Raw genomic sequence first — 19,555 nt, 5'->3', positions numbered from 1 at the left:
CGGGTTGCCGCCAGCCGTCGGGCGACCGGCGGCGTCAGCGGACGAACGAAGGGCGGCGATGACGCGGCGGACCGGCCGGCGACCCGGCAACCCGGACACCCGGGAGGCGATCCTCGACGCGGCGCGGGCGGCGTTCGCCGAGCGCGGCTTCGACGCCGCCTCGATCCGCGGCATCGCCGCCACCGCCGGGGTGGACCCGGCGCTGGTGCACCACTACTTCGGCAGCAAGGACCAGCTCTTCCTGGCCGCGATGCAGTTCCCGGTCGATCCCGGCGAGGTGCTACCGACGGTGCTCGCCGGCGACCGGAACGGCATCGGCGAGCGACTGGTGCGGGCGTTCCTCGGCATCTGGGACTCCCCGGCCGGCAGTGCGGGTGTGGCGCTGATGCGTTCCGCTGTGAGCAACGAGTGGACGGCCCGCCTGCTGCGCGAGTTCATCACCACGCAGGTGCTGCGTCGGGTCCTCGACCAGCTCGACGTCGATCCGGCCCAGCTGCCGTTGCGCGGTTCGCTGGTCGCCACCCAGCTGATCGGGCTGGCCATGATGCGGCACGTGGTACGGCTGGAGCCGGTCGCCTCGGCGGACCGGGAGACGCTGGTCGCCATGATCGGCCCGACCATTCAGCGCTACCTCACCGGGCAGTTGCCGACCTAGACCGCCATTCAGCGGGGCGGGCGGGCGTCGGCCGGGCGACGCAGCGTCGGCAGGAGGCGGCTCAGCTCGTCGGGCTCGGCCAGCGGGCACGGGAACGCCAGCCGGACGCGCCGCCGCGCGCCGGGGCGCCCGAGGGCGACCACCAGGCCGTAACGGTCGATGCGCACCACGCGCGGCGGCCCGTCCGGGGTCTGCTCGGTCAACCCGAGCTGCCGGCGCAGGTAGTCGGTCACCTGGTCGGCGTCGCGCTCGGCGAGGTCGGCCAGCAGCAGCGCCTCGAACGGGTGCACCGGGTCCGGCTCGGCCTCGGCGTACTCCCCCGGGTCGATCCGGTGCACGACGCCGGCCCGCTCCCAGCGCACCTCGGCCACCTCGAAGCGGAACAGCCGGAACCGGACGCCCACGTCGAGCAGGTCGCCGGTCGGCTCGACCGCGGCGAAGTCGAGCGCCGCTCGGCGTGCCTCCTCGTCGTGCAGTTCGGCGGCCCAGCCGGAGACCCAGGCCCGCCCCAGCCCGGGAGCGCCGGCCGCGGGCGGCAGGTCGAGGACGTCCAGAACCACTGCGACGTCGGCGCCACCGGCCACCGGCCGCAGCGCGGCGCCCAGGTGGCTGGCCACCGGCACCAGCAGCAGCACCCGGCCGTCGGGATCGGTCACGTGCCGGGCGTGGTGCGGGCCCGGCCGGCGGGCCAGGTGGACGAGACCGGGCAGCCGACCGGCGACGAGGGTACGAACGATCTCGGCGGGGCTGGGCCGCATGGCGCGACCTCCTTAAGAGGTTAGGCTTACCTAACCCGGAGCGTAGAGCACCCGTTCCACGGCGTCCAGCAGCCTGGCACTTCGTTACCGGGTCTGCTCCAACCAGGAGGCGTACAGCAGGCCGTAGACCGAGTCGGCATCGTGCACCAGCTCATCGTGCGGGCCGCGCTGCACGATGCGACCCCGGTCCACCACGATCACCTCGTCGGCAGCCTGCGCGGTGGAGAGCCGGTGCGCGATGGCGAGCGTCGTGCGACCCCGCGTGACGGCGTCCAGGGTGCGTTGCAGCCGCACCTCGGTAGCCGGGTCCACCGCGCTGGTCGCCTCGTCCAGCACCAGCAGGTCCGGATCGGCCACGTACGCCCGGGCCAGCGCGACAAGCTGCCGCTCCCCGACGCTCAACGCCTCGCCACGCTCCCCGACGGGCGTGTCCAGGCCGGCGGGCAGACCGTCCAACCAGTCCGCCAGGCCCAACTCCGTGAACGAGGCGCCGAGCTGCTCGTCGGTCAGCTCCGGCCGGGCGAACCGGACGTTGTCCCCCACCGTCGCGTCGAAGAGGAACCCGTCCTGCGGCACCATCACCACCCGGGAGCGCAGCGAGTCGAACCGCACCTGCGCCAGCGGCACCCCGGACAGCAGCACCGCTCCCGCCGACGGGTCCATCAGGCGGGTGAGCAGCTTCGCGAAGGTCGTCTTGCCGCTGCCCGTCTCGCCGACCACCGCCACCCGGCTCTTCGCCGGGATCTCCAGATCGATGTCGTGCAGCACCGGCGGGCCACCCGGATAGGCGAACCGCACCCCGGCGAACCGGATGTCCAACGGACCAGCCGGCAGGTCCCGTCCCTGCTCCCCCGGGTCCGCCACATCCGGGGCCACGTCGAGTACGTCCAGCACCCGCCGCCAGCCCGCGATCGCGTTCTGCGCCTCGTTGAGCACCTCGGTGGCGATCTGCACCGGCTGGATGAACAGCGTCACCAGGAAGAGGAAGGCGGTCAGCTGGCCGATCGACAGCGTGCCGTCCACCCCCAACGTCACCCCGAGCACCACCACGCCCGCCAGCGCCAACCCGGCCGCGAGCTCGCCGACCGAACTGCCCACGATGCTGATCCGGATCGCCCGCTGCTGCGCCAGGCGCTGATTGTCGATGGCGTCGTCCAACCGCCGGGCCGTGCGCCCCGCGATGCCGTACGCCCGGATCACCGGCGCGCCCACGACGCTCTCGCCGACCGCGCCCAGCAGCGTGCCGGTGCGCTGACGCACCGTCGCGTACGCCGCGCCGAGGCGACGCTGCAACTGGCGGATGACGAGCACCGCCGGCAGGAACGCCACCAGCACCACCAGGGTCAGCTGCCAGGAGTACGCCAGCATGACGGCCGTCGTCACCACCAGCTGACCCAGGTTGACCAGCAGGATCACCCCACCCCACTGGAGGAACTGGGTGATCTGGTCGACGTCGCTGGTCACCCGCGAGACCAGCGACCCACGCCGCTCCGACTGCTGGTGCAACATCGACAGGTCGTGCACGTGCCGGAACGCCCGCGTCCGCACATTCGCCAACGCCGTCTCGCTGACCGTGAACAGCCGGCGCATCATCAGATAGCCGCAGGCCGTGGTGACCACGAGGATCGCCGCGGTGACCGCCACCACCGACCAGACCACGTCGAGGTTCAGACCGCCGACGATGCCGCGGTCGATGCCCTGCTGCACCGCGACCGGAACGGCCACCCGGCCCACCATGTAGACCAGGGCCAGGCCCAGCGTGGCGGCCAGGCCGGTCCGCAGCTCCGGGGAGAGCGCCAACCCCCGCCGCAGGGTCTGCCAGGTCGTCTCCGTCCGCGCGTCCCGCTCGTCATTCGTCACCGTCGTACTCACCGGTCTTGCCTTTCGTTCGCGACTGCGGGGCTCCGCTGCGCTGCACTCCTCGCGCTCACCGGTCCACCTCGATCTCCAGGCCCGACGGCAGCTGCGCCACCTCGTCGTCGTACGCGCGCTCCTGCGCGCGGTCGACCTCCGCCTGCTCGTACGCGGTGACCAGGTCCACGTACCCTCCGACGGTGGCCAGCAGCTCGGTGTGCGTGCCCCGGGCGACCACCCGGCCCTGCTCCACGTAGACGACCTCGTCGGCGAGGGCGATGGTCGCCCGGCGGTACGCCACCACCAGGATCGACGCGGCCGGCACTCCCGGCTCGCCCGCCGACGCCCGCAGACCGGCGAGGATGGCCGCCTCCACACGGGGATCCACGGCGCTCGTCGCGTCGTCGAGCACCAGCAGGCGTGGCCGCCCGGCCAGCGCGCGGGCCAGCGTGAGCCGCTGCCGCTGGCCGCCGGAGAGCGAGGTGCCCCGCTCGCCGACCATCGTGTCCAGGCCCTCCGGCAGCGCGGCGACGAACCCGTCCGCCTCGGCCAGGCGCAGCGCCGCCCAGACGTCCTCGTCGTCGATGCCCGCCCGGTCCAGGGCGACGTTGGCCCGCACGGTGTCGTCGAAGACGAACGGCACCTGCGCGACCAGCGCGACCGTGCCGGCCAGCGACGCGGCGGTCAGGTCGCGCACATTCACGCCGTCCAGCTCGACGACGCCGGAGTCCGGGTCGACCAGGCGTACGGCCAGCGAGGCGATGGTGGACTTGCCGGCGCCGGTCGGCCCGACCAGCGCGACCGTGCGGCCGGCCGGCACGGTGAAGCCGACCTCGCCGAGCACCTGCGCGCCGGGCTGGTGCGCCTCGGCCGGCGGGTAGGAGAAGTGCACGTCGGTGAACGTGAGCGTGGCCGGCCCCGGGGTGGCCGGGTCGAGCACGTGCTGCCCGTACGGCATCTCGCCGGTGGCGTCGAGCACCCGGCGCACCCGGTCCCAGCCGGCGACGCTGCGCGGCAGCTCGGCCAGCACCCAGCCGATGGCCCGCACCGGGAAGGCCAGCACGGTGAAGAGGAACGCGACGCTGACCAGCTCGGTGACGCTGATCGCGCCCTCGCGCAGGCGGAACGCCCCGACCACCAGCACCGCGAGGGTGCCGAGGCTGGGCAGCGTCTCCAGCAGCGGGTCGAAGACGCCCCGCAGCCGGCCGACCGCGATCAACGCGTCGCGCAGTTCGCCGGCGCGACCGGCGAACCGGGCCGTCTCCTGCGCCTCGCGGCCCATCGTCTTGACCACCAACGCGCCGTCGAAGCTCTCGTGCGCGATGCCACTGACCTCGGCGCGCAACCGCTGCGCCCGGGCCTGCCGGGGCGCCATCCGGCGCGAGTAGACCACGTTGAGCGCGAACAGCGCGGGAAAGACCGCGAGGCCGACCAGGGCGAGGGCCCAGTCGGTGGCGAACAGCGAGACGATCGCGCCGACCAGCATCACCAGCGTGCCCACCGCGAAGGGCAGCGGAGCGATCGGATACCAGGCCGCCTCCACGTCGGAGTTGGCGTTGGAGAGCAGCGTGCCGGTGGCGTTGCGGTGGTGCCACGACAGCGGCAGGTCCAGGTAGCGGCGGGTGACCCGGCGGCGGTAGGCGGCCTGGAGCCGGTACTGCATGTAGCCCGCGCCGAGCCGGCGGCCGAAGATGCCCACCACCCGCAGCACGCTGATCCCGAACAGGGCGACCGCCGCCAGCGCCAGGGTGCCGACGCCCACCTCGCCCCGCGCGATGGCCGGCACCACCACATCACCGACCACCGCGCCCACCACGTACGCGCTGACGATGACCATCGAGCCGAACAGCACACTGCCGATCACGGCAACCGCGAAGATCCGCGGCTGCTCCCGGATCGCCTGCCGCAGAACCCCCAGCCCCCTGCCGAGCACGTCCCGACTTGTCCTGCTCGCCACGCTCTCCCCCGCCGTAAGCCACAATTATCTCCCTCATCCTTACCGCTGCGAGCCGGCACCGCCGACCCGGACGGGATATGTCGACCGTCACGTACCGGACGTACGGGCTCTGGGTGCGGCCGGGCGTCCGCCGGCGCGCGGTGGCGCGTCCGCGGGCCTACGATCGGGCCATGTCGCGGTACGCCCGAGCCGAGCGCGAGGCGCTGGCCGATCTTTTCCTGGCCCTCGGGCCCGACGCGCCGACGATCAACGAGGGCTGGGCGACCCGTGACCTCGCCGCGCACCTGGTGTTGCGCGAGCGCCGTCCGGACGCGGCCGGCGGGATCCTGCTGGCGCCGCTGCGGGGGCACGCCGAACGGGTCCGCCGACGGCTCGCCGCCGGGCCCTACCCCGAGCTGGTGGCGCAGGTGCGCCGGCCGCCGGTGTGGAGCCCGATCAGCAACCCGCTGACCGACGAGCTGGTCAACACGGTGGAGTTCTTCATCCACCACGAGGACGTGCGGCGGGCCGTCCCGGGGTGGCAGCCGCGCGAGCTGTCCCGCGGTTTGCAGGCCACCCTGTGGAAGCGGGTCGCCCCGCTCGCCCGGCTGACGCTGCGCCGCTTCCCGGCGGACCTCTACGTGCAGGCGCCCGGTCACGGCGAAATCTCCGTCGGCCGTGGTGGCGAGCGGCTGCGGTTGGTGGGCGCGCCGGCCGAGTTGACCCTGTTCCTCTCCGGTCGGCAGCGGGTGGCCCGGGTTCAACTGGACGGTTCGGCGACGTCCGCGCGGCAGCTCCGCAACGCCAGCCTGGGCATGTGACTTTCTGCGCCTAATCGGTCACCTAGGCGCCGGACAACTGCCGCAGTCCTAGCGATGCGCGCCAATACCTCCTCCCGTACGCTTCACCGCGCCGTTCCGCGCCGGGGCGGCACGATGTGGGGGCACACGATGCGGAGCTTCGCGATCTCGGCGCTACGGGAACCCTCCTTCGCGGCGGGGCGCCACAAGTCCACGGATCGGGTGGCCAGCGAGAGCGTCGAGTGGGCGCGCGCTCTCGGTTTGGTCAATTCCGGTCATCAGGTTCATCGACTACAACTGGCGGACGCCGCCGGCCTGGCCGGCCGGGCCTGCCCGGAAGGGCCGGCGCAGGGGCTGCGGCTCCTCACCGACCTGATCTCCTGGCTCTTCGTCATGGACGACGCCTGCGACGAGGACGGCCTCGGGGCCGACCCGGGCCGGCTGGCGCCGGTCATCGCCGCGCTGCTCGACGTGCTGGACCGGTGCGGCGACCCGCTCGCGCCACTGCCGCCAAACGCCGGCCCGCTGGGTGCCGCGCTGCATGATCTGTGCCGCCGGACCCGGGCCGAGGGGCGGGCGCCGATGCTGCTGCGGTTCGTCAGCCAGGTGCGCCAGTATCTGCTGGCGCTGCTCTGGGAGGCCGCCAACCGGGAACGCCGGCGGGTGCCGGGGTTGACGGAGTACGTCCAGTTGCGTCGGCACATCGGCGGCGTGCACCCCTGTCTCACCCTGACCGACCTGGCGTCGGAACAGCCACCCGGCCCGACCCGGCGTGCCGAACCGGCGCTGGCCGCCCTGGACCTGCTGGCGGTGGACCTGGTCTGCTGGTGCAACGACCTCTTCTCGTACGGCAAGGAGAGCCGGGCCGACCCGGACGCGCACAACCTGGTGACGGTCATCGCCCAGGAGGGCGGCCTGGCCGAGGCGGACGCGTTATGGGCGGCCGCCGACCGTTTCAACCGGGGGTTGGCGGCGTACCTGGCGGCGGAGGAGAGGCTGCTGGCCAGCGGTGTCGAGGCGTTGCGCTCGCCGCTGGCCGCGCGGCGCAACTGGGTCCAGGCGACCTACGACTGGTCAATCGTGGCTGCCCGCTACGCCTGATCCGGGGTGTGTCGGCCGGCGGGCCAGGGCAGCCAGCCGATCACCAGCACTAGCCGATGCCCGGTGCCAGGCAATACTCTTCGGTAACCACTATGACGTGACGACCGTCACGCCACCACCCCCGAAGGCGGCTACAGCGATGGCTCTCGATGTACCGTACCGTTCCATCCCGGACATGTTCCTCAAGCGTGTGGCGGCCACCCCCGACCGCCACGCGTTCGCGTCCCCGACCCCCGACGACTCGGGCCCCGACTGGCTGACCTGGGAGCAGGTCGGCCAACGCGCCAAGGCCGTCGCCGCCGGCCTGCACGCGCTCGGCGTCGGCCAGGAGAATCCCGTCGCCATCCTCGCCAACACCCGGCTCGACTGGGTGGTCGCCGACCTCGGCATCATGTGCGCCGGCGGGGCGACCACCACCGTCTACCCGACCACCGAGCCGGCGGACGCGACATTCATCATCGCTGACTCCGCCTCGCGGGTGCTCTTCGCGGAGAACCCGACGCAGGCCGCCAAGATCGCCGGAGCGGCCCTGCCGGCGCTGACCCACGTGGTGCTCTTCGACGGCACCCCGGACCCGAACGCCGCGGTTCCCCAGCTCACCCTGGCCGACCTGGAGGAGCAGGGCACCCGCGCGCTGGCCGCCGAGCCCGATCTGATCGACATGCTGGTGGCCGGCATCGGCCCGGATCACCTGGCCACGCTGATCTACACCTCCGGCACCACGGGCCAGCCCAAGGGTGTCGAGCTGCTGCACGGCGGCTGGTGCTGGGAGGCCGTGGCGCAGGCCGAGGTCGGGCTGCTGCGCGACGACGACCTGCAGTACCTGTGGCTGCCGCTGGCCCACTCGTTCGGCAAGACGTTGCTCTGCGGCGCGATCCACGTCGGTCTGCCCACCTACGTCGACGGGCGGGTGGACAAGCTGGTCGACCTGCTCGCGGTGATCCGGCCGACCCTGATGTGCGGCGCTCCCCGGGTCTTCGAGAAGGTCTACAACCGGGCGGTGACCACCGCGCAGGGCGCCGGCGGCGCGAAGGCGAAGATCTTCGCCTGGGGTGTCCAGGTCGGCAAGGAGAAGGTCGCTCTGGAGCAGGCCGGCAAGCCGGTGCCGGCCGGGTTGAAGCTGCGCTACGGGCTGGCCGAGAAGCTGGTGTTCAGCAAGCTCCAGGCCCGCCTGGGCGGCCGGATGCGGGTGCTGGTCTCCGGCGCCGCTCCGCTGAGCCCCGAGATCGCCACTTTCTTCGCCGCCGCCAACCTGCCGATCTCCGAGGGCTACGGCCTCACCGAGACCAGCGCCGGCAACTTCGTGAACCCGCCCTCCGGGCTGCGGATCGGCACTGTCGGGCAGGCGATGGGCGACCTGGAGTGCCGGATCGACACCGATGGCGAGATCCTGGTCCGTGGCCGGCCCGTGATGCGCGGCTACCACAACCTGCCGGAGGAGACCGCCGCCGCGTTCACCGAGGACGGCTTCTTCCGCACCGGTGACATCGGCAGCCTGGACGAGCAGGGCTACCTGCGGATCACCGACCGCAAGAAGGACCTGGTCAAGACCTCGGGCGGCAAGTACATCGCGCCGTCGCACATCGAGGGGATGTTCAAGGCGATCTGCCCGTACACCTCGCAGGCGGTCGTGGTCGGTCAGGCCCGCAACTTCTGCACGATGCTCGTCACGCTGGACCCGGACGCGATCCGGGGCTGGGTGGCCGGCGGCCCGCTGGAGGGCCGCGACTATGCCGAGATCGTCGCCTCGCCGGAGGCGCAGGCGATGGTCGAGGAGTACGTCGCCCAGCTCAACGCCAAGCTCAACCGCTGGGAGACGATCAAGAAGGTGGCGATCCTGCCGCGCGACCTGACGATCGAGGACGGCGAGATCACCCCGTCGTTGAAGATCAAGCGCCGTGGCGTGGAGAGCAACTTCGCCGCCGAGATCGACAAGATGTACGCGGGCACGCTCGCCGAGCTGTAGAAACGGTCCGCCGGTGGCCTCGCACCCGCTCGGGTGTGGGGCCACCGGCGCGTCGACCGGGGGCCGGCCGGGCTCAGGCGATGACGGACGGCTCCCGCCATCGCTGCCGGCCGGTCCGGTCCAGGTCGTAGCGGACCGTGGCGATCCGCTCCACGGCCTCCACCAGGTCGGCGGCCGGCAGGGTGAACGGCAGCCGCAGGAAGCGTTCCAGGGTGCCGTCCAGACCGAACCGGGGGCCGGGCGCGAGCCGGACACCGACCTCCTCGGCGGCGCGGGCGAGCGCGCTGGAGACCGGGCCGTCCAGTTCGGCCCAGAGGGTCACGCCGCCGCGCGGCACGGTCACCCGCCAGTCCGGAAGTCGGTGCGCCAGCGCGGCCAGCAACGCGTCGCGCTGGGCGGTGAGCTGGGCCCGGCGGGCGGCGACGATGGCCGCCGCGTCGTTGAGCAGGTGCACCGCGACCAACTGGTCGAGCACCGGGCTGGACATGTCCACACCGACCCGGACGGCGGCCAGCCGCTGCACCTGCGGCGCGGAGGCGCGTACCCAGCCGATGCGCAGGCCACCCCAGTACGGCTTGCTCATTCCTCCGATGCTCACCACCCGGGAGTGCCGGTCGAATGTGGCCGTGGGCGGGGGCAGCTCGGTGTCGTCCAGCGGCAGGTCCACGAAGGACTCGTCGACGATCAGGTCGGTGCCGACGGCGTGGGCGGCGGCGACCACCTGCTCGCGCAACGCGGACGGCATCAGGTGCCCGGTCGGGTTCTGGAACTCCGGAATCAGGTACGCCAGCTTGGGCCGGGTCTGCCGCAGGCTGCCCAGCAGCAGGTCGGGCTCCCAGCCACCGGCGTCGGAGGACAGCCCGTGTGTCGTGATCCGGGCCCGCCGGCTGGCCAGCGCGGCGAGCGCGTTGGGGTAGGTCGGGGATTCGACGAGCACGCTCCCGCCGGGCGCCAGGGCGAGGCGCAGCACCAGGTCCAGGGCGTGCTGGGTGCCACTGGTGACCATGATCTGGTCGGCCGAGGTGGGCAACCCCCGCGCGGTGTAGCCGGCGGCCACCGCGGCGCGCAGCTCGCCGATCCCGGTCGGGTGGTAGCCGGCCCCGCCCAGGTAGCGGGGCAGATCCTCGGCGGCGGCCCGCGCGGCGGCGAGCAGCTGCGGCGGGGCCGCCAACGCGGCGACGCCGAGGTCGATCATCTCCCGGTCGTCCAGCGGGGTCCACAGCCCGGTGCTGGCGACCCGGTGGTTGCCGGGAAGCATCGTCCAGCTGCCGGCGCCCCGGCGGCTGGCCAGATGCCCGGTCTCGCGCAGCTCCCGGTACGCGGCGGTGACCGTGGTGCGGCTGATCCGCAGCGCCTCGGCCAGCTCGCGTTCCGCCGGGAGGCGCACGCCCAGCGGAAGCCGGGCGTCGGCGAGCAGGCCGCGCACCGCGCCGGCCAGGGCGGCGTAGTCGGGACTCCGACGACGGCCCGGCAGGGCGTGCCACTGCCCGAGCAACCGGGCCAATTGGACGCCTCGCACCTGAGCTGTCATGGCCACTCCTCGGATATTGGCCTCTTCCTCCGGGAGGATTGGCACCTAGGGTGGCATGCATGGCACTGATTGGCAATCTGCGGCAGCGGCCGGTGCGACGGCTCACCCAGCTCTACGCAGGGCTCGTCCTCTACGGGGTCAGCATGGCCCTGATGATCCGCTCCGACCTGGGCCTCGACCCGTGGGACGTCTTCCACCAGGGGTTGTCCGAGCGGACCGGGCTCTCCTTCGGCACGGTCACCATCGGCGTCGGCGCCCTGGTGCTGCTGCTGTGGATCCCGCTGCGCCAGCGGCCCGGCCTCGGCACGGTCAGCAACGTGGTGGTGATTGGCCTGGTGGTGGACGCCACCCTGGCCCTGCTGCCCACCGGCGGCCCCCTCGGCGCCCGCATCGCTCTGCTGATCACCGGGATCGTCGCCAACGGCGCGGCCACCGCGCTCTACCTCGGCGCCCAGTTGGGTCCGGGTCCACGCGACGGGCTGATGACCGGCTTCGTCGCCCGCCGACCCGGGCGCTCGATCCGCCTGGTGCGCACGGTCATCGAGGTCACCGTGCTCGCGCTGGGCTGGCTGCTCGGCGGCACGGTCGGCGTGGGCACCATCGCGTACGCGCTGGCCATCGGCCCACTGGCGCAGTTCTTCATCCCGCTCGTCGCGGTGCCCGCGCTGGACGCGACCGCCGGCGACCCGCCGGGCGCCACCGCGGGCGACCCGCCGGGCGCCGCTCCCGCCCCGGCCGCCTGAGCGCTCACCGACCGTCCACGGGCCGGCACGCACGATGGTCGAAACGGGCTCGTTGGAGGGTGGGTGTTCCCTTCCGCGGCGCTCGCCGTCATCATCTCTGCATGGGGGAGAACGGTTGGCGCTGGAGCGACGCCTGGATCTTCGTGTCGTTGGTGATCGCGAGCGGGGCCGGGCGGCACCGACGGTCCGCGACGAGTCGTCGGCCGGAGGGCGTACGCCTGACCGACGTGCTGTCCACCGCCGATCACCTCAACCAGGCGATTCCGCAGCGGCACGAGGTGGAGGCCGCGGTGCAGCGGCTGGTCGGCGCGGGTCTGGTCACCGTCGCCGACGGCTGGTTCCGCATCACCACGGAGGGTGAGCAGCTCTGGCGCACCCGGCCGCGCGCCGGGGTAGCGACGATGGTGGACACCGTGCAGGGCGTGCTGAGCCGCCGGCACGCGCCGGGCCGCGCCGACTGGATCCTGGACGAGGCCGAGCACGCGGCGGCCGTGCAGGAGTACGCCGTCCGGTCGATCCCCACCCCCCGCCGGTCACCCGAGGGCCACTCCGGCGGCCACTGACACCCATTGCAGATCTTGGACAGTTTCCGTTACCTGCTAACGGAAACTGTCCAAGATTGCCAAGCGGGCGAAACGTCGCGCCGATGGACCCGGGCCGGGGGTCAGCGACGCCGGACCGGCGCAGCGGGCAACGGCAGGACGAGCAGGTGCATGGGTGTGCCGTCGGGCATCGCCGATCCGCCGACCTGCTGCCAACCCGCGCGCTGGTAGATGGCACGGGCGGGTGCGGCCGGGTTGGACGCCAGGGTCGCCCACCGTTCGGGCCGCCCGTCGAGGAGCCGGCGGATGAGCTCCGCACCGATGCCCGCACCGCGCCGGTCGGGATGCACGACCCACTCCATCACCGCGAACTTGTCGGCGGTCCGGAGGTCGGCGAAAGGCTTGGTGTCGGCGCGCATCCACCAACGGCCGGCGGGCATCGTCCACCCGTACGCCGCACCCACCAGCACACCCACCTCCTCGGCGACCACGAGGGTGAATCCTGGGCGTCGCGACTCGTCGGGCAACCCGTCGGCGAACGCGGCAACCTGCTCCGGCCCCTCGGCGTAGGGCGGCTCGGCGTAGACGACCGCGTACAGGCGGGCCAGCGCCGGAAACACGGCCGCGGCCGACTCGGCGGTGTGCACGGTGTACGTCACCGGCATAGCGGATGAGCCTAGGCCCGAACCCGGTCGGCGAGATCGGCGAACGCGGGCCGCGACCGCTCCACTGTGGGTACGGCAGCCGTGACCTGGGCGGCCACCGACCGCAGCAGGTGGTTGTGCAGCTCGACCGGCAGCGCGTCGAGGGTGTCGGCGGCGTACCGCAACCCGTCGGGAACATGCCCGCCCCGGATCAGCCGGGCAGCCTGATGCAGTTGCACCTGCGCACGTAACCGCGCCTGCGACGCCGGGTACAGGTCGAGGGCCCGCTCCTGCGCGGCCTCCGCGTCGACCAGACGGCCACCGTGCGTGTACACCCACGATTCGGTGTGGTGAAGCCGATGCTCCGGCCACCCCCACAACGACTCCACGTCGTCCACGATCGCGGCTGGTAGCTGCTGGGCAAGGTCGGCGAGTTGCCGCACCGTCGCCACCGCCTCCGCATGCCGCCCGGCCAACGACAGGGCTTGGGACCGGCCGGCGAGCAACCCGCACGCCGCCGACGTAGCCCGCCGCCCCAGTAGAGGCAGTGCCTCGTCCGACAGGGCGACGACCGCCGACGGTTGGCGTCCGTCGTAGCAGCCGTTCACCACATTCCACGCCCGCACCAACACCCGGGTGTCGGTGTCCCCGGATTCGTCGGCAACCCGATGGGCGGTCCGCCACCAGCGGCGACCTAGCACGGTCTGCCCCGACGCGACAAGGCTCAACGCGACGATGACGGACAGGCGGGAGGCAGCTCGCAGAAGACCAGGCCGGCGCGTACCAGTGTCGGCGGCGAGTTGGTGTTGCAGCACGGTCAGGTCGGCACCCAGTTGGGCCATCAGCGCGGGACGGGCCTGCCGGTAGTAGCTGTGGCCGTAGTCGGCCACGATCTGCTCCCACTCGTCGTGGTCGGGCGTCACCGCGTCGCCGAGGCCGTGGCGGAGGGCTTCCAACCCGGCCAGGGGCGCGACGGCGGGGGCGGCAGCCAAGGCGGTCATGGCGCGCAGCACGGTGCGTCTGTGCATGTCGGTGGCGCCGGCACGGTCGGTCCGGTACGCCTCGACGAGCGCGCCGTCAGCGCCCAAGGCCCGATCGCAGGCCGTGGCCAGCGCATCGGTGGCACGGCGTCCACCACGCTCCACCTGGGCGATGTGGCTGTACTGGAAGTGGATGAGCGAACCGAGCTGCCGCAGGGACAGCCCGGCGCTCTCGCGATGCCGTCTGAGTAGCTGCCCGAAGGTGTCCATTCCCGACCCCCAGCGTGTGCAGGAGCGTGTGCACACCGCTCACGCCTGCCGTAGGCCCAGCTTATCGGCCACGCTCGACGTGTCAGCCCATCTGGCACAGCAGCTTCCGGCGGGATCGACGGGAACTGTGGCTGCCGTTCCCGGTGATGTCCACCCTTTGCCCTCGGAGCCGAGCATGACCGACAGCCTTCAGGTGCCTGCGGGCACCCTGCTGCACCTGCTGGCGTGGGAGATCAGCCCGAACCCGACCAACCGCGACGAACTGGTGTGGGCGGTGGTCGTGGACCAGCAGCCGGTCGGCGGACTGGTGCGGATGCGGGGGCACACGTGTGCTGGCCCCGTACCGGACTGCGCCGGCGGGTGGTGCTTCGAGGCGCAGGTGTCGGTCGCTGCGATCCGCGCGAACCTGGATGGAGCCCGGTGAGTGCGCCAAGCCCGGAGCAACTGGCCAGATGGTGGCGGGTTCTGGCCGAGCATGAGCAGCGACACGGGCGATGCCCGATCTGCGGCACCCGCGCCCGGTGCTGGGTATGGGCGGGAGCGTTCGCGAATCTGATCGCGCACGACGCGTACCACCTGGGCGCGGCGCGGACGACGGCCCGGCGTGGCTAGCGCACGGGGTGACCGCTGCGGCGCAGGGCGTCCTTGACCTCGCCCACCGTCAGCTCGCCGAAGTGGAAGACGCTGGCGGCGAGGACCGCGTCGGCGCCGGCCCCGATCGCCGGCGGGAAGTGCGCCACCTCGCCGGCCCCACCGCTGGCCACGACCGGCACGTCCACCACGGCCCGCACCGCGCCGATCAGCTCCAGGTCGAAGCCCGCCTTGGTGCCGTCGGCGTCCATCGAGTTGAGCAGGATCTCCCCCGCGCCCAGCTCGGCCACCTGCCGCGCCCAGCGCACCGCGTCGAGGCCGGTGCCGCGCCGGCCACCGTGGGTGGTGACCTCGAACCCGCTGGGCGTCACCCCGGCCGGGGCACGGCGTACGTCGAGGGAGAGCACGAGCACCTGCCGGCCGAACCGGTCGGCGATCTCGGCGATCAGCTCCGGCCGCGCGATGGCGGCGGTGTTCACACCGACCTTGTCCGCGCCCGCGCGCAGCAGCGTGTCGACGTCGCCGACCTGCCGGACCCCACCCCCGACCGTCAGCGGGATGAAGACCGACTCGGCGGTGCGGCGCACCACGTCGAGCATGGTGCCCCGGTCGTTGGAGGACGCGGTGACGTCGAGGAAGGTCAGCTCGTCGGCGCCGGCCCGGTCGTACGCGGCGGCCAGCTCCACCGGGTCGCCGGCGTCCCGCAGGTCGAGGAAGTTGACCCCCTTGACCACGCGCCCGGCGTCCACGTCGAGACAGGGGATCACGCGCACCGCCACCGTCATGCCGCCAGCCTATCCTCCGGGCATGGCACGACGGCCGACCCGACCGGGCCGACCGCCGTGCGCCACGTGCGGGTGCTCACACCCGGACGAGCATCTTGCCCAGGTTCTCGCCGCGCAGCAGGCCGAGGAACGCCGCCGGGGCGTTCTCGATGCCGTCGACGACCGTCTCGTCGTAGGAGAGTTTGCCCTCGCGCAGCCAGCCCGCGACGTCGCGGACGAACGCGTCCCGCAGGTGGTTGTGGTCGCGGACCAGGAAGCCGCGCAGCGTCAGCCGCTTGCCGATGACCAGCGACAGGTTGCGGGGCGCGGCGGGCGGCTCGGTGTCGTTGTACTGGGCGATCATGCCGCAGATGGCGGCCCGGCCGTGCAGGTTCATGGCCGAGATCGCCGCCTCCAGGTGGTCTCCGCCGACGTTGTCGAAGTAGACGTCGACGCCGTCCGGGGCGGCCGCCCGCAGCGAGTCGCGGACCGGCCCGTCGTGGTAGCCGAACGCGGCGTCGAAGCCCAGCGCCCGCAGCCGCTCGACCTTGGCGGCCGAGCCGGCGCTGCCGATGACCCGGCCGGCGCCCTTGAGCTTGGCGATCTGGCCCACCAGGCTGCCGACCGAGCCGGCCGCGGCCGAGACGAAGACCGTCTCGCCGGGCTTCATCGCGGCGACCTCCAGCAGACCGGCGTACGCGGTCAGGCCGGTCATGCCGAGCACGCTCAGGTACGCGCTGGCCGGGGCGACGCTCGGGTCGACCCTGCGCCCGGCGGTGGCGTCGAGCAGCGCGTACTCCCGCCAGCCCAACCCGTGCAGCACGGTGTCGCCGACCGCGATGTCGGCCGACTCGCTGGCCACCACCTCGCCGATCGCGGCCCCGTCGAGCGGGGCGTCGAGGGCGAACGGCGGCACGTACGACTTGACGTCGTTCATCCGTCCCCGCATGTACGGGTCGACGGACATGAACTGGTTGCGGACCACGATCTGGCCCGGTCCGGGCCTCGGGACGTCGGTCTCGACGAGCCGGAAGGTGTCCTCGGTGGGCCAGCCCTCAGGGCGGCTGGCCAGGTGGATCTCACGGTTGCTGGTCATCGGGTGGTCGTCCTCTCGTCCGCGGGTGGGGTCCGGGTCCGCGACATCAGGCGGCCAGGGTCTCGCGGACAGTCAACGCGACCTCGATGTTGCCACGGGTCGCGTTGGAGTACGGGCAGACCTGGTGGGCCTGCTCGACGAGCTGCTCGGCGGCGTCGCGGGCGACGGCGGGCAGGTCGACGACGAGCCGCACGGTGAGCCCGAAGCCACCGCTGCCGTTCGGGCCGATGCCGACCTCGGCGCCGACCACGGAGCCGGTCACGTCGGCCTTGGCGCGGCGGGCCACCACGCGCAGGGCGCTGTGGAAGCAGGCCGCGTAGCCGGCGGCGAAGAGCTGCTCGGGGTTGGCGGCGCCACCCGCGCCACCCATCTCCTTCGGCACCGCCAGGTCGAACGCGAGGGTGCCGTCGGAGGTCTCGACGTGGCCGTCCCGGCCATCGCCGGTGGCGGTCGCGGACGCGGTGTAGAGAACCTGCATGAGAGTCACTGCTCCTTCTGTCGGTGGATGGTGTCGGTGACCCGGGTGAGGGTGTCGCGCAGCGCGACAAGCTCGGCGATGCCCAGCCCGGTGGCCTGCGCGATCCGCAGCGGGACGTCGCAGAGCTGCTCCCGCAGCGCCCGGCCCTGCTCGGTGAGGCCCACCTCGACCCGCCGCTCGTCGCGCGCCGACCGCCGCCGCACCACCAGGCCCGCCCCCTCCAGCCGCTTGAGCAGCGGGGAGAGCGTGCCGGAGTCCAGCCGCAGCTCGGCGCCCAGCTCGGACACCGTCGGCGCGTCGTCGGGGCGTTCCCAGAGCACCAGCAGCACCAGGTACTGCGGATAGGTCAGCCCGAACTCGTCGAGGATCGGCCGGTACACGTCGGTGAGGGCGCGCGACGCGGCGTAGAGCGCGAAGCACACCTGCCGGCGCAGCACCAGATCATCGGTCACCCGTGAACCGTAGCCCGCAATTAAGTTGTGCACAACCGATCAGGCCGGAGCGCGGCCGTGACGAGGGCCACCGGCAGCTCAGCGCTCGCCGACGTACGCCTCCAACTCCACCTCGACCAGATGCTCCGGGTCGAGCAGACCCGCCACCACCACCAGCGTCGCCACCGGGCGGACCGCCCCGAAGACCGCATTGTGCGCCCGGCCCACCTCGTCGGCGTGCAGCCGGTCGGTCACGTACATCCGGGTCCGGACGACGTCACCCGGCTGCACGCCCACCTCGGCGAGCGCCGCCAACCCGATCCGCAACGCCTGCGCCGTCTGCGCGGCGGCGTCCCCGACGTGCGCCACCCGACCGTCGACCGTGGCCGTACAGCCAGCCGTCCAGGCCAGGTCACCGGCCCGGACCACCCGGGAGTAGCCGTAGCTCTGCTCCCACGGCCCTCCCGAGCCCAGCCGGGTGACCGTCACGCCTCGGCCAACGTGCGCAGCGCCTCGGCCACCGTGAACGCGCCCGCGTACAGCGCCTTGCCGGCGATCACGCCCTCCACGCCCAGCGGCTCCAGCGTGGCCAGCGCCCGCAGGTCGTCCAGGGTGGACACGCCACCCGAGGCGATCACCGGCCGGTCGGTACGCGCGCACACCTCGCGCAGCAGATCCAGGTTCGGGCCGCGCATGGTGCCGTCCTTGGTGATGTCGGTGACCACGTACCGCGTGGCGCCCGCCTTGTCCAGGCGCTCCAGCACCTCGTACAGGTCACCGCCGTCACGGGTCCAACCCCGCGCGGACAGGGTCTGACCGCGTACGTCCAGCCCGATGGCGACCCGGTCGCCGTACTCCCCGACGACCCGGTCGCACCACACCGGGTCCTCCAGCGCGGCGGTGCCGATGTTCACCCGGCTCGCCCCGGTGCCCAGCGCCGCGCGCAGCGACTCGTCGTCACGGATGCCGCCGGACAACTCCACCTGCACGTCCAACTGCCGCACCACCTCGGCGAGCAGGTGCGCGTTGGTGCCCCGGCCGAACGCCGCGTCCAGGTCGACCAGGTGGATCCACTCTGCGCCGTCGCGCTGCCACGCCAGCGCCGCGTCCAACGGGTCGCCGTAGACGCTCTCGCTGCCGGCGGCGCCCTGCACGAGCCGGACAGCCCGGCCGTCGGCGACATCCACGGCGGGTAACAGGGTGAGACTCAACGTCTTCTCCTCGATCAGGTACGACGGTCCAGAGCGATCACCACGATCGCCGGGAGTACGAGCAGCAACAGCACGATCAGCGCGACACGCAACGCCAGATCGTCGACGAACGTCCAGATCAGAATCATCGCCGCCCCGGTGAGCAGCACGATCGCCGCCCGCTCACCCCGCGTGTGCCGAGCCAGCCGGCCCGTGCGGCCCCGGCGCAACTGCGGCGTCAACCGTCGGACGACCGCGCGGCGGCGCTGCCGACGCGCCACCCGGCGCTGCCGGGCCGCCCGCTCCCGCGCCAGGTCAGCCTCACGTTCGGCCCGCCGACGAGCCCGCTCCCGGCTCACCGCGACGCCCGCCCGCCGGACGCCGGGCGGTGCCGGCGCTCAGTCACCGGCGGGCAGGGTGGCGAGCCAGTTGCGCAGCAACGCGGCACCGGTGTCGGCGGACTTCTCCGGGTGGAACTGCGCCGCCGACAGCGGCCCACGCTCCACCGCGGCCACGAAGTCGGTGTCGTGGTGGGCCGTGGTCACCACGGCCCCCGCGGCCGCCAACGCCGCCGGGTCACCCATCGCGTACGAGTGCACGAAGTAGAACCGGCTCTGCGTCGGCAACCCGGCGAACAGCACCGACCCGCGGGGCGCGCGAACCGTGTTCCAGCCCATGTGCGGCAGGCGGTGCGCGGCCAACCGGGTCACCCCGCCGGGCAGCAGCCCGAGGCCCTTGGTCACCACCCCGTGCTCCTCGCCGTGCTCGAAGAGCACCTGCATGCCCACGCAGATGCCGAGCACCGGCCGGCCCGCGGCCACCCGCTCCGCGATCACCGGCCCGGCGCCGAGCGCCTCGATACCCGCCATGCACGCCGCGTAGGCGCCCACACCCGGCACCACCAGACCGTCCGCGGCGGCCGCCGCGGCGAGGTCGTCGGTCACCCGGACGGACGCGCCCGCCGCGGCCAGCGCCCGCTCCGCCGAGCGCAGGTTGCCCGAGCCGTAGTCGAGCACCACCACGTCGGCGGTCACGACCCCGACTCCGGGATCAGCCGGAGCACCCCGGCGGCCGTGGCGAGCAGCGCGAGCAGCGCGGTGATCACCACGGCGCCCCTCGGCGCACCCTGCCGGTGCAGCGACCACGCGCCGCCCACCAGCACCCCGGCCAGGATCAGCAGCAACGTCGGCAACGCGGCACCCATCAGAACCACTTTCCATTCGCG

The 19,555-nt window shown here is 73.0% G+C and carries 22 protein-coding genes; 7 read left to right on the top strand and 15 right to left on the bottom strand.

Going from position 1 to position 19,555, the window contains the following annotated elements; translation table 11 throughout:
- Window positions 1-58 precede the first annotated feature (58 nt).
- The gene (locus ACFYPR_RS11325) at window positions 59-655 is read left to right on the top strand and encodes a TetR family transcriptional regulator (protein ID WP_354856170.1); all 597 of its coding nucleotides are present in this window, start codon (window positions 59-61) and stop codon (window positions 653-655) included.
- A gap of 8 nt (window positions 656-663) precedes the next feature.
- Here ACFYPR_RS11325 and ACFYPR_RS11320 read toward each other — a convergent pair whose 3' ends face one another.
- The 3 genes from ACFYPR_RS11320 to ACFYPR_RS11310 form a co-directional block, all read right to left on the bottom strand.
- Window positions 664-1,413 carry a DUF2470 domain-containing protein gene (locus ACFYPR_RS11320; RefSeq protein ID WP_387259657.1) on the bottom strand — a complete coding sequence of 250 codons (750 nt, stop codon included), beginning with the start codon at window positions 1,411-1,413 and terminating at the stop codon, window positions 664-666.
- An 84-nt stretch (window positions 1,414-1,497) separates the two neighbouring features.
- On the bottom strand, window positions 1,498-3,273 hold the full coding sequence (locus tag ACFYPR_RS11315) for an ABC transporter ATP-binding protein (RefSeq protein WP_387259654.1): 1,776 nt from the start codon (window positions 3,271-3,273) through the stop codon (window positions 1,498-1,500).
- Window positions 3,274-3,340: 67 nt separating this feature from the next.
- Entirely contained in the window at window positions 3,341-5,224 is a 1,884-nt protein-coding gene (locus tag ACFYPR_RS11310; protein ID WP_355067209.1) for an ABC transporter ATP-binding protein, read from the bottom strand.
- Between the two features lie 170 nt (window positions 5,225-5,394).
- On the opposite strand from ACFYPR_RS11310, the gene ACFYPR_RS11305 reads away from it, so the two are divergent.
- From ACFYPR_RS11305 to ACFYPR_RS11295, 3 genes are all read left to right on the top strand, one after another.
- Entirely contained in the window at window positions 5,395-6,024 is a 630-nt protein-coding gene (locus ACFYPR_RS11305) for a TIGR03085 family metal-binding protein (protein ID WP_387259652.1), read from the top strand.
- A 129-nt stretch (window positions 6,025-6,153) separates the two neighbouring features.
- Window positions 6,154-7,104, top strand: coding sequence for a terpene synthase (locus tag ACFYPR_RS11300; protein ID WP_387259650.1), 951 nt, complete (start codon window positions 6,154-6,156; stop codon window positions 7,102-7,104).
- A gap of 139 nt (window positions 7,105-7,243) precedes the next feature.
- A complete protein-coding gene (locus ACFYPR_RS11295; protein WP_354856165.1) occupies window positions 7,244-9,070 on the top strand; it encodes a long-chain fatty acid--CoA ligase in 1,827 nt (608 codons plus the stop codon).
- Between the two features lie 73 nt (window positions 9,071-9,143).
- Here the strand turns inward: ACFYPR_RS11295 and ACFYPR_RS11290 are convergent, their stop codons facing one another.
- Window positions 9,144-10,601, bottom strand: a complete 1,458-nt coding sequence (locus ACFYPR_RS11290; protein WP_354856164.1) for a PLP-dependent aminotransferase family protein — start codon at window positions 10,599-10,601, stop codon at window positions 9,144-9,146.
- A gap of 59 nt (window positions 10,602-10,660) precedes the next feature.
- Between ACFYPR_RS11290 and ACFYPR_RS11285 the strand changes: the two genes are divergently transcribed.
- Window positions 10,661-11,344, top strand: a complete 684-nt coding sequence (locus ACFYPR_RS11285; RefSeq protein WP_354856163.1) for a hypothetical protein — start codon at window positions 10,661-10,663, stop codon at window positions 11,342-11,344.
- Window positions 11,345-11,445: 101 nt separating this feature from the next.
- Window positions 11,446-11,907, top strand: coding sequence for a hypothetical protein (locus ACFYPR_RS11280; protein WP_354856162.1), 462 nt, complete (start codon window positions 11,446-11,448; stop codon window positions 11,905-11,907).
- Window positions 11,908-12,008: 101 nt separating this feature from the next.
- Here the strand turns inward: ACFYPR_RS11280 and ACFYPR_RS11275 are convergent, their stop codons facing one another.
- A complete protein-coding gene (locus tag ACFYPR_RS11275) occupies window positions 12,009-12,551 on the bottom strand; it encodes a GNAT family N-acetyltransferase (protein WP_354856161.1) in 543 nt (180 codons plus the stop codon).
- A gap of 11 nt (window positions 12,552-12,562) precedes the next feature.
- A complete protein-coding gene (locus ACFYPR_RS11270) occupies window positions 12,563-13,780 on the bottom strand; it encodes a multiprotein-bridging factor 1 family protein (RefSeq protein ID WP_387259647.1) in 1,218 nt (405 codons plus the stop codon).
- 175 nt (window positions 13,781-13,955) lie between these two features.
- Between ACFYPR_RS11270 and ACFYPR_RS11265 the strand changes: the two genes are divergently transcribed.
- The gene (locus ACFYPR_RS11265) at window positions 13,956-14,204 is read left to right on the top strand and encodes a hypothetical protein (protein WP_355067213.1); all 249 of its coding nucleotides are present in this window, start codon (window positions 13,956-13,958) and stop codon (window positions 14,202-14,204) included.
- A 184-nt stretch (window positions 14,205-14,388) separates the two neighbouring features.
- Here ACFYPR_RS11265 and hisF read toward each other — a convergent pair whose 3' ends face one another.
- From hisF to ACFYPR_RS11220, 9 genes are all read right to left on the bottom strand, one after another.
- Complete coding sequence (gene hisF, locus ACFYPR_RS11260; RefSeq protein ID WP_354856158.1) at window positions 14,389-15,156, bottom strand: imidazole glycerol phosphate synthase subunit HisF; 768 nt, start codon at window positions 15,154-15,156, stop codon at window positions 14,389-14,391.
- A 76-nt stretch (window positions 15,157-15,232) separates the two neighbouring features.
- Complete coding sequence (locus tag ACFYPR_RS11255) at window positions 15,233-16,231, bottom strand: NADP-dependent oxidoreductase (protein ID WP_387259643.1); 999 nt, start codon at window positions 16,229-16,231, stop codon at window positions 15,233-15,235.
- A 46-nt stretch (window positions 16,232-16,277) separates the two neighbouring features.
- Entirely contained in the window at window positions 16,278-16,709 is a 432-nt protein-coding gene (locus tag ACFYPR_RS11250) for an organic hydroperoxide resistance protein (RefSeq protein ID WP_355067214.1), read from the bottom strand.
- A 5-nt stretch (window positions 16,710-16,714) separates the two neighbouring features.
- Window positions 16,715-17,161, bottom strand: coding sequence for a MarR family transcriptional regulator (locus ACFYPR_RS11245; protein ID WP_355067215.1), 447 nt, complete (start codon window positions 17,159-17,161; stop codon window positions 16,715-16,717).
- Window positions 17,162-17,239: 78 nt separating this feature from the next.
- Complete coding sequence (locus ACFYPR_RS11240) at window positions 17,240-17,629, bottom strand: RidA family protein (protein WP_387259640.1); 390 nt, start codon at window positions 17,627-17,629, stop codon at window positions 17,240-17,242.
- The gene (gene priA, locus ACFYPR_RS11235; protein ID WP_234588027.1) at window positions 17,626-18,351 is read right to left on the bottom strand and encodes a bifunctional 1-(5-phosphoribosyl)-5-((5-phosphoribosylamino)methylideneamino)imidazole-4-carboxamide isomerase/phosphoribosylanthranilate isomerase PriA; all 726 of its coding nucleotides are present in this window, start codon (window positions 18,349-18,351) and stop codon (window positions 17,626-17,628) included. The genes ACFYPR_RS11240 and priA overlap by 4 nt, the downstream gene beginning before the upstream one ends.
- A gap of 14 nt (window positions 18,352-18,365) precedes the next feature.
- Window positions 18,366-18,689 (bottom strand): hypothetical protein, encoded by a 324-nt coding sequence (locus tag ACFYPR_RS11230; protein WP_354856152.1) that lies wholly within the window; start codon window positions 18,687-18,689, stop codon window positions 18,366-18,368.
- 39 nt (window positions 18,690-18,728) lie between these two features.
- The gene (gene hisH / locus ACFYPR_RS11225; RefSeq protein ID WP_354856151.1) at window positions 18,729-19,364 is read right to left on the bottom strand and encodes an imidazole glycerol phosphate synthase subunit HisH; all 636 of its coding nucleotides are present in this window, start codon (window positions 19,362-19,364) and stop codon (window positions 18,729-18,731) included.
- Window positions 19,361-19,534 carry a hypothetical protein gene (locus ACFYPR_RS11220; protein ID WP_354856150.1) on the bottom strand — a complete coding sequence of 58 codons (174 nt, stop codon included), beginning with the start codon at window positions 19,532-19,534 and terminating at the stop codon, window positions 19,361-19,363. The genes hisH and ACFYPR_RS11220 overlap by 4 nt, the downstream gene beginning before the upstream one ends.
- Window positions 19,535-19,555 lie beyond the last annotated feature (21 nt).

The organism is Micromonospora sp. NPDC005254 (assembly GCF_042872525.1).
Lineage (GTDB): Bacteria > Actinomycetota > Actinomycetes > Mycobacteriales > Micromonosporaceae > Micromonospora.
This window is presented reverse-complemented; position numbering and strand designations above follow the sequence as displayed.

Coding starts and splice junctions, on each gene's coding strand:
- ACFYPR_RS11325 (WP_354856170.1), top strand. CDS start 59: ATGACGCGGCGGACCGGCCGGCGACCCGGCAACCCGGACACCCGGGAG.
- ACFYPR_RS11280 (WP_354856162.1), top strand. CDS start 11,446: ATGGGGGAGAACGGTTGGCGCTGGAGCGACGCCTGGATCTTCGTGTCG.
- ACFYPR_RS11320 (WP_387259657.1), bottom strand. CDS start 1,413: ATGCGGCCCAGCCCCGCCGAGATCGTTCGTACCCTCGTCGCCGGTCGG.
- ACFYPR_RS11305 (WP_387259652.1), top strand. CDS start 5,395: ATGTCGCGGTACGCCCGAGCCGAGCGCGAGGCGCTGGCCGATCTTTTC.
- ACFYPR_RS11265 (WP_355067213.1), top strand. CDS start 13,956: ATGACCGACAGCCTTCAGGTGCCTGCGGGCACCCTGCTGCACCTGCTG.
- hisF (WP_354856158.1), bottom strand. CDS start 15,156: ATGACGGTGGCGGTGCGCGTGATCCCCTGTCTCGACGTGGACGCCGGG.
- ACFYPR_RS11300 (WP_387259650.1), top strand. CDS start 6,154: ATGCGGAGCTTCGCGATCTCGGCGCTACGGGAACCCTCCTTCGCGGCG.
- ACFYPR_RS11255 (WP_387259643.1), bottom strand. CDS start 16,231: ATGACCAGCAACCGTGAGATCCACCTGGCCAGCCGCCCTGAGGGCTGG.
- ACFYPR_RS11275 (WP_354856161.1), bottom strand. CDS start 12,551: ATGCCGGTGACGTACACCGTGCACACCGCCGAGTCGGCCGCGGCCGTG.
- ACFYPR_RS11220 (WP_354856150.1), bottom strand. CDS start 19,534: ATGGGTGCCGCGTTGCCGACGTTGCTGCTGATCCTGGCCGGGGTGCTG.
- ACFYPR_RS11290 (WP_354856164.1), bottom strand. CDS start 10,601: ATGACAGCTCAGGTGCGAGGCGTCCAATTGGCCCGGTTGCTCGGGCAG.
- ACFYPR_RS11295 (WP_354856165.1), top strand. CDS start 7,244: ATGGCTCTCGATGTACCGTACCGTTCCATCCCGGACATGTTCCTCAAG.
- ACFYPR_RS11270 (WP_387259647.1), bottom strand. CDS start 13,780: ATGGACACCTTCGGGCAGCTACTCAGACGGCATCGCGAGAGCGCCGGG.
- ACFYPR_RS11250 (WP_355067214.1), bottom strand. CDS start 16,709: ATGCAGGTTCTCTACACCGCGTCCGCGACCGCCACCGGCGATGGCCGG.
- ACFYPR_RS11285 (WP_354856163.1), top strand. CDS start 10,661: ATGGCACTGATTGGCAATCTGCGGCAGCGGCCGGTGCGACGGCTCACC.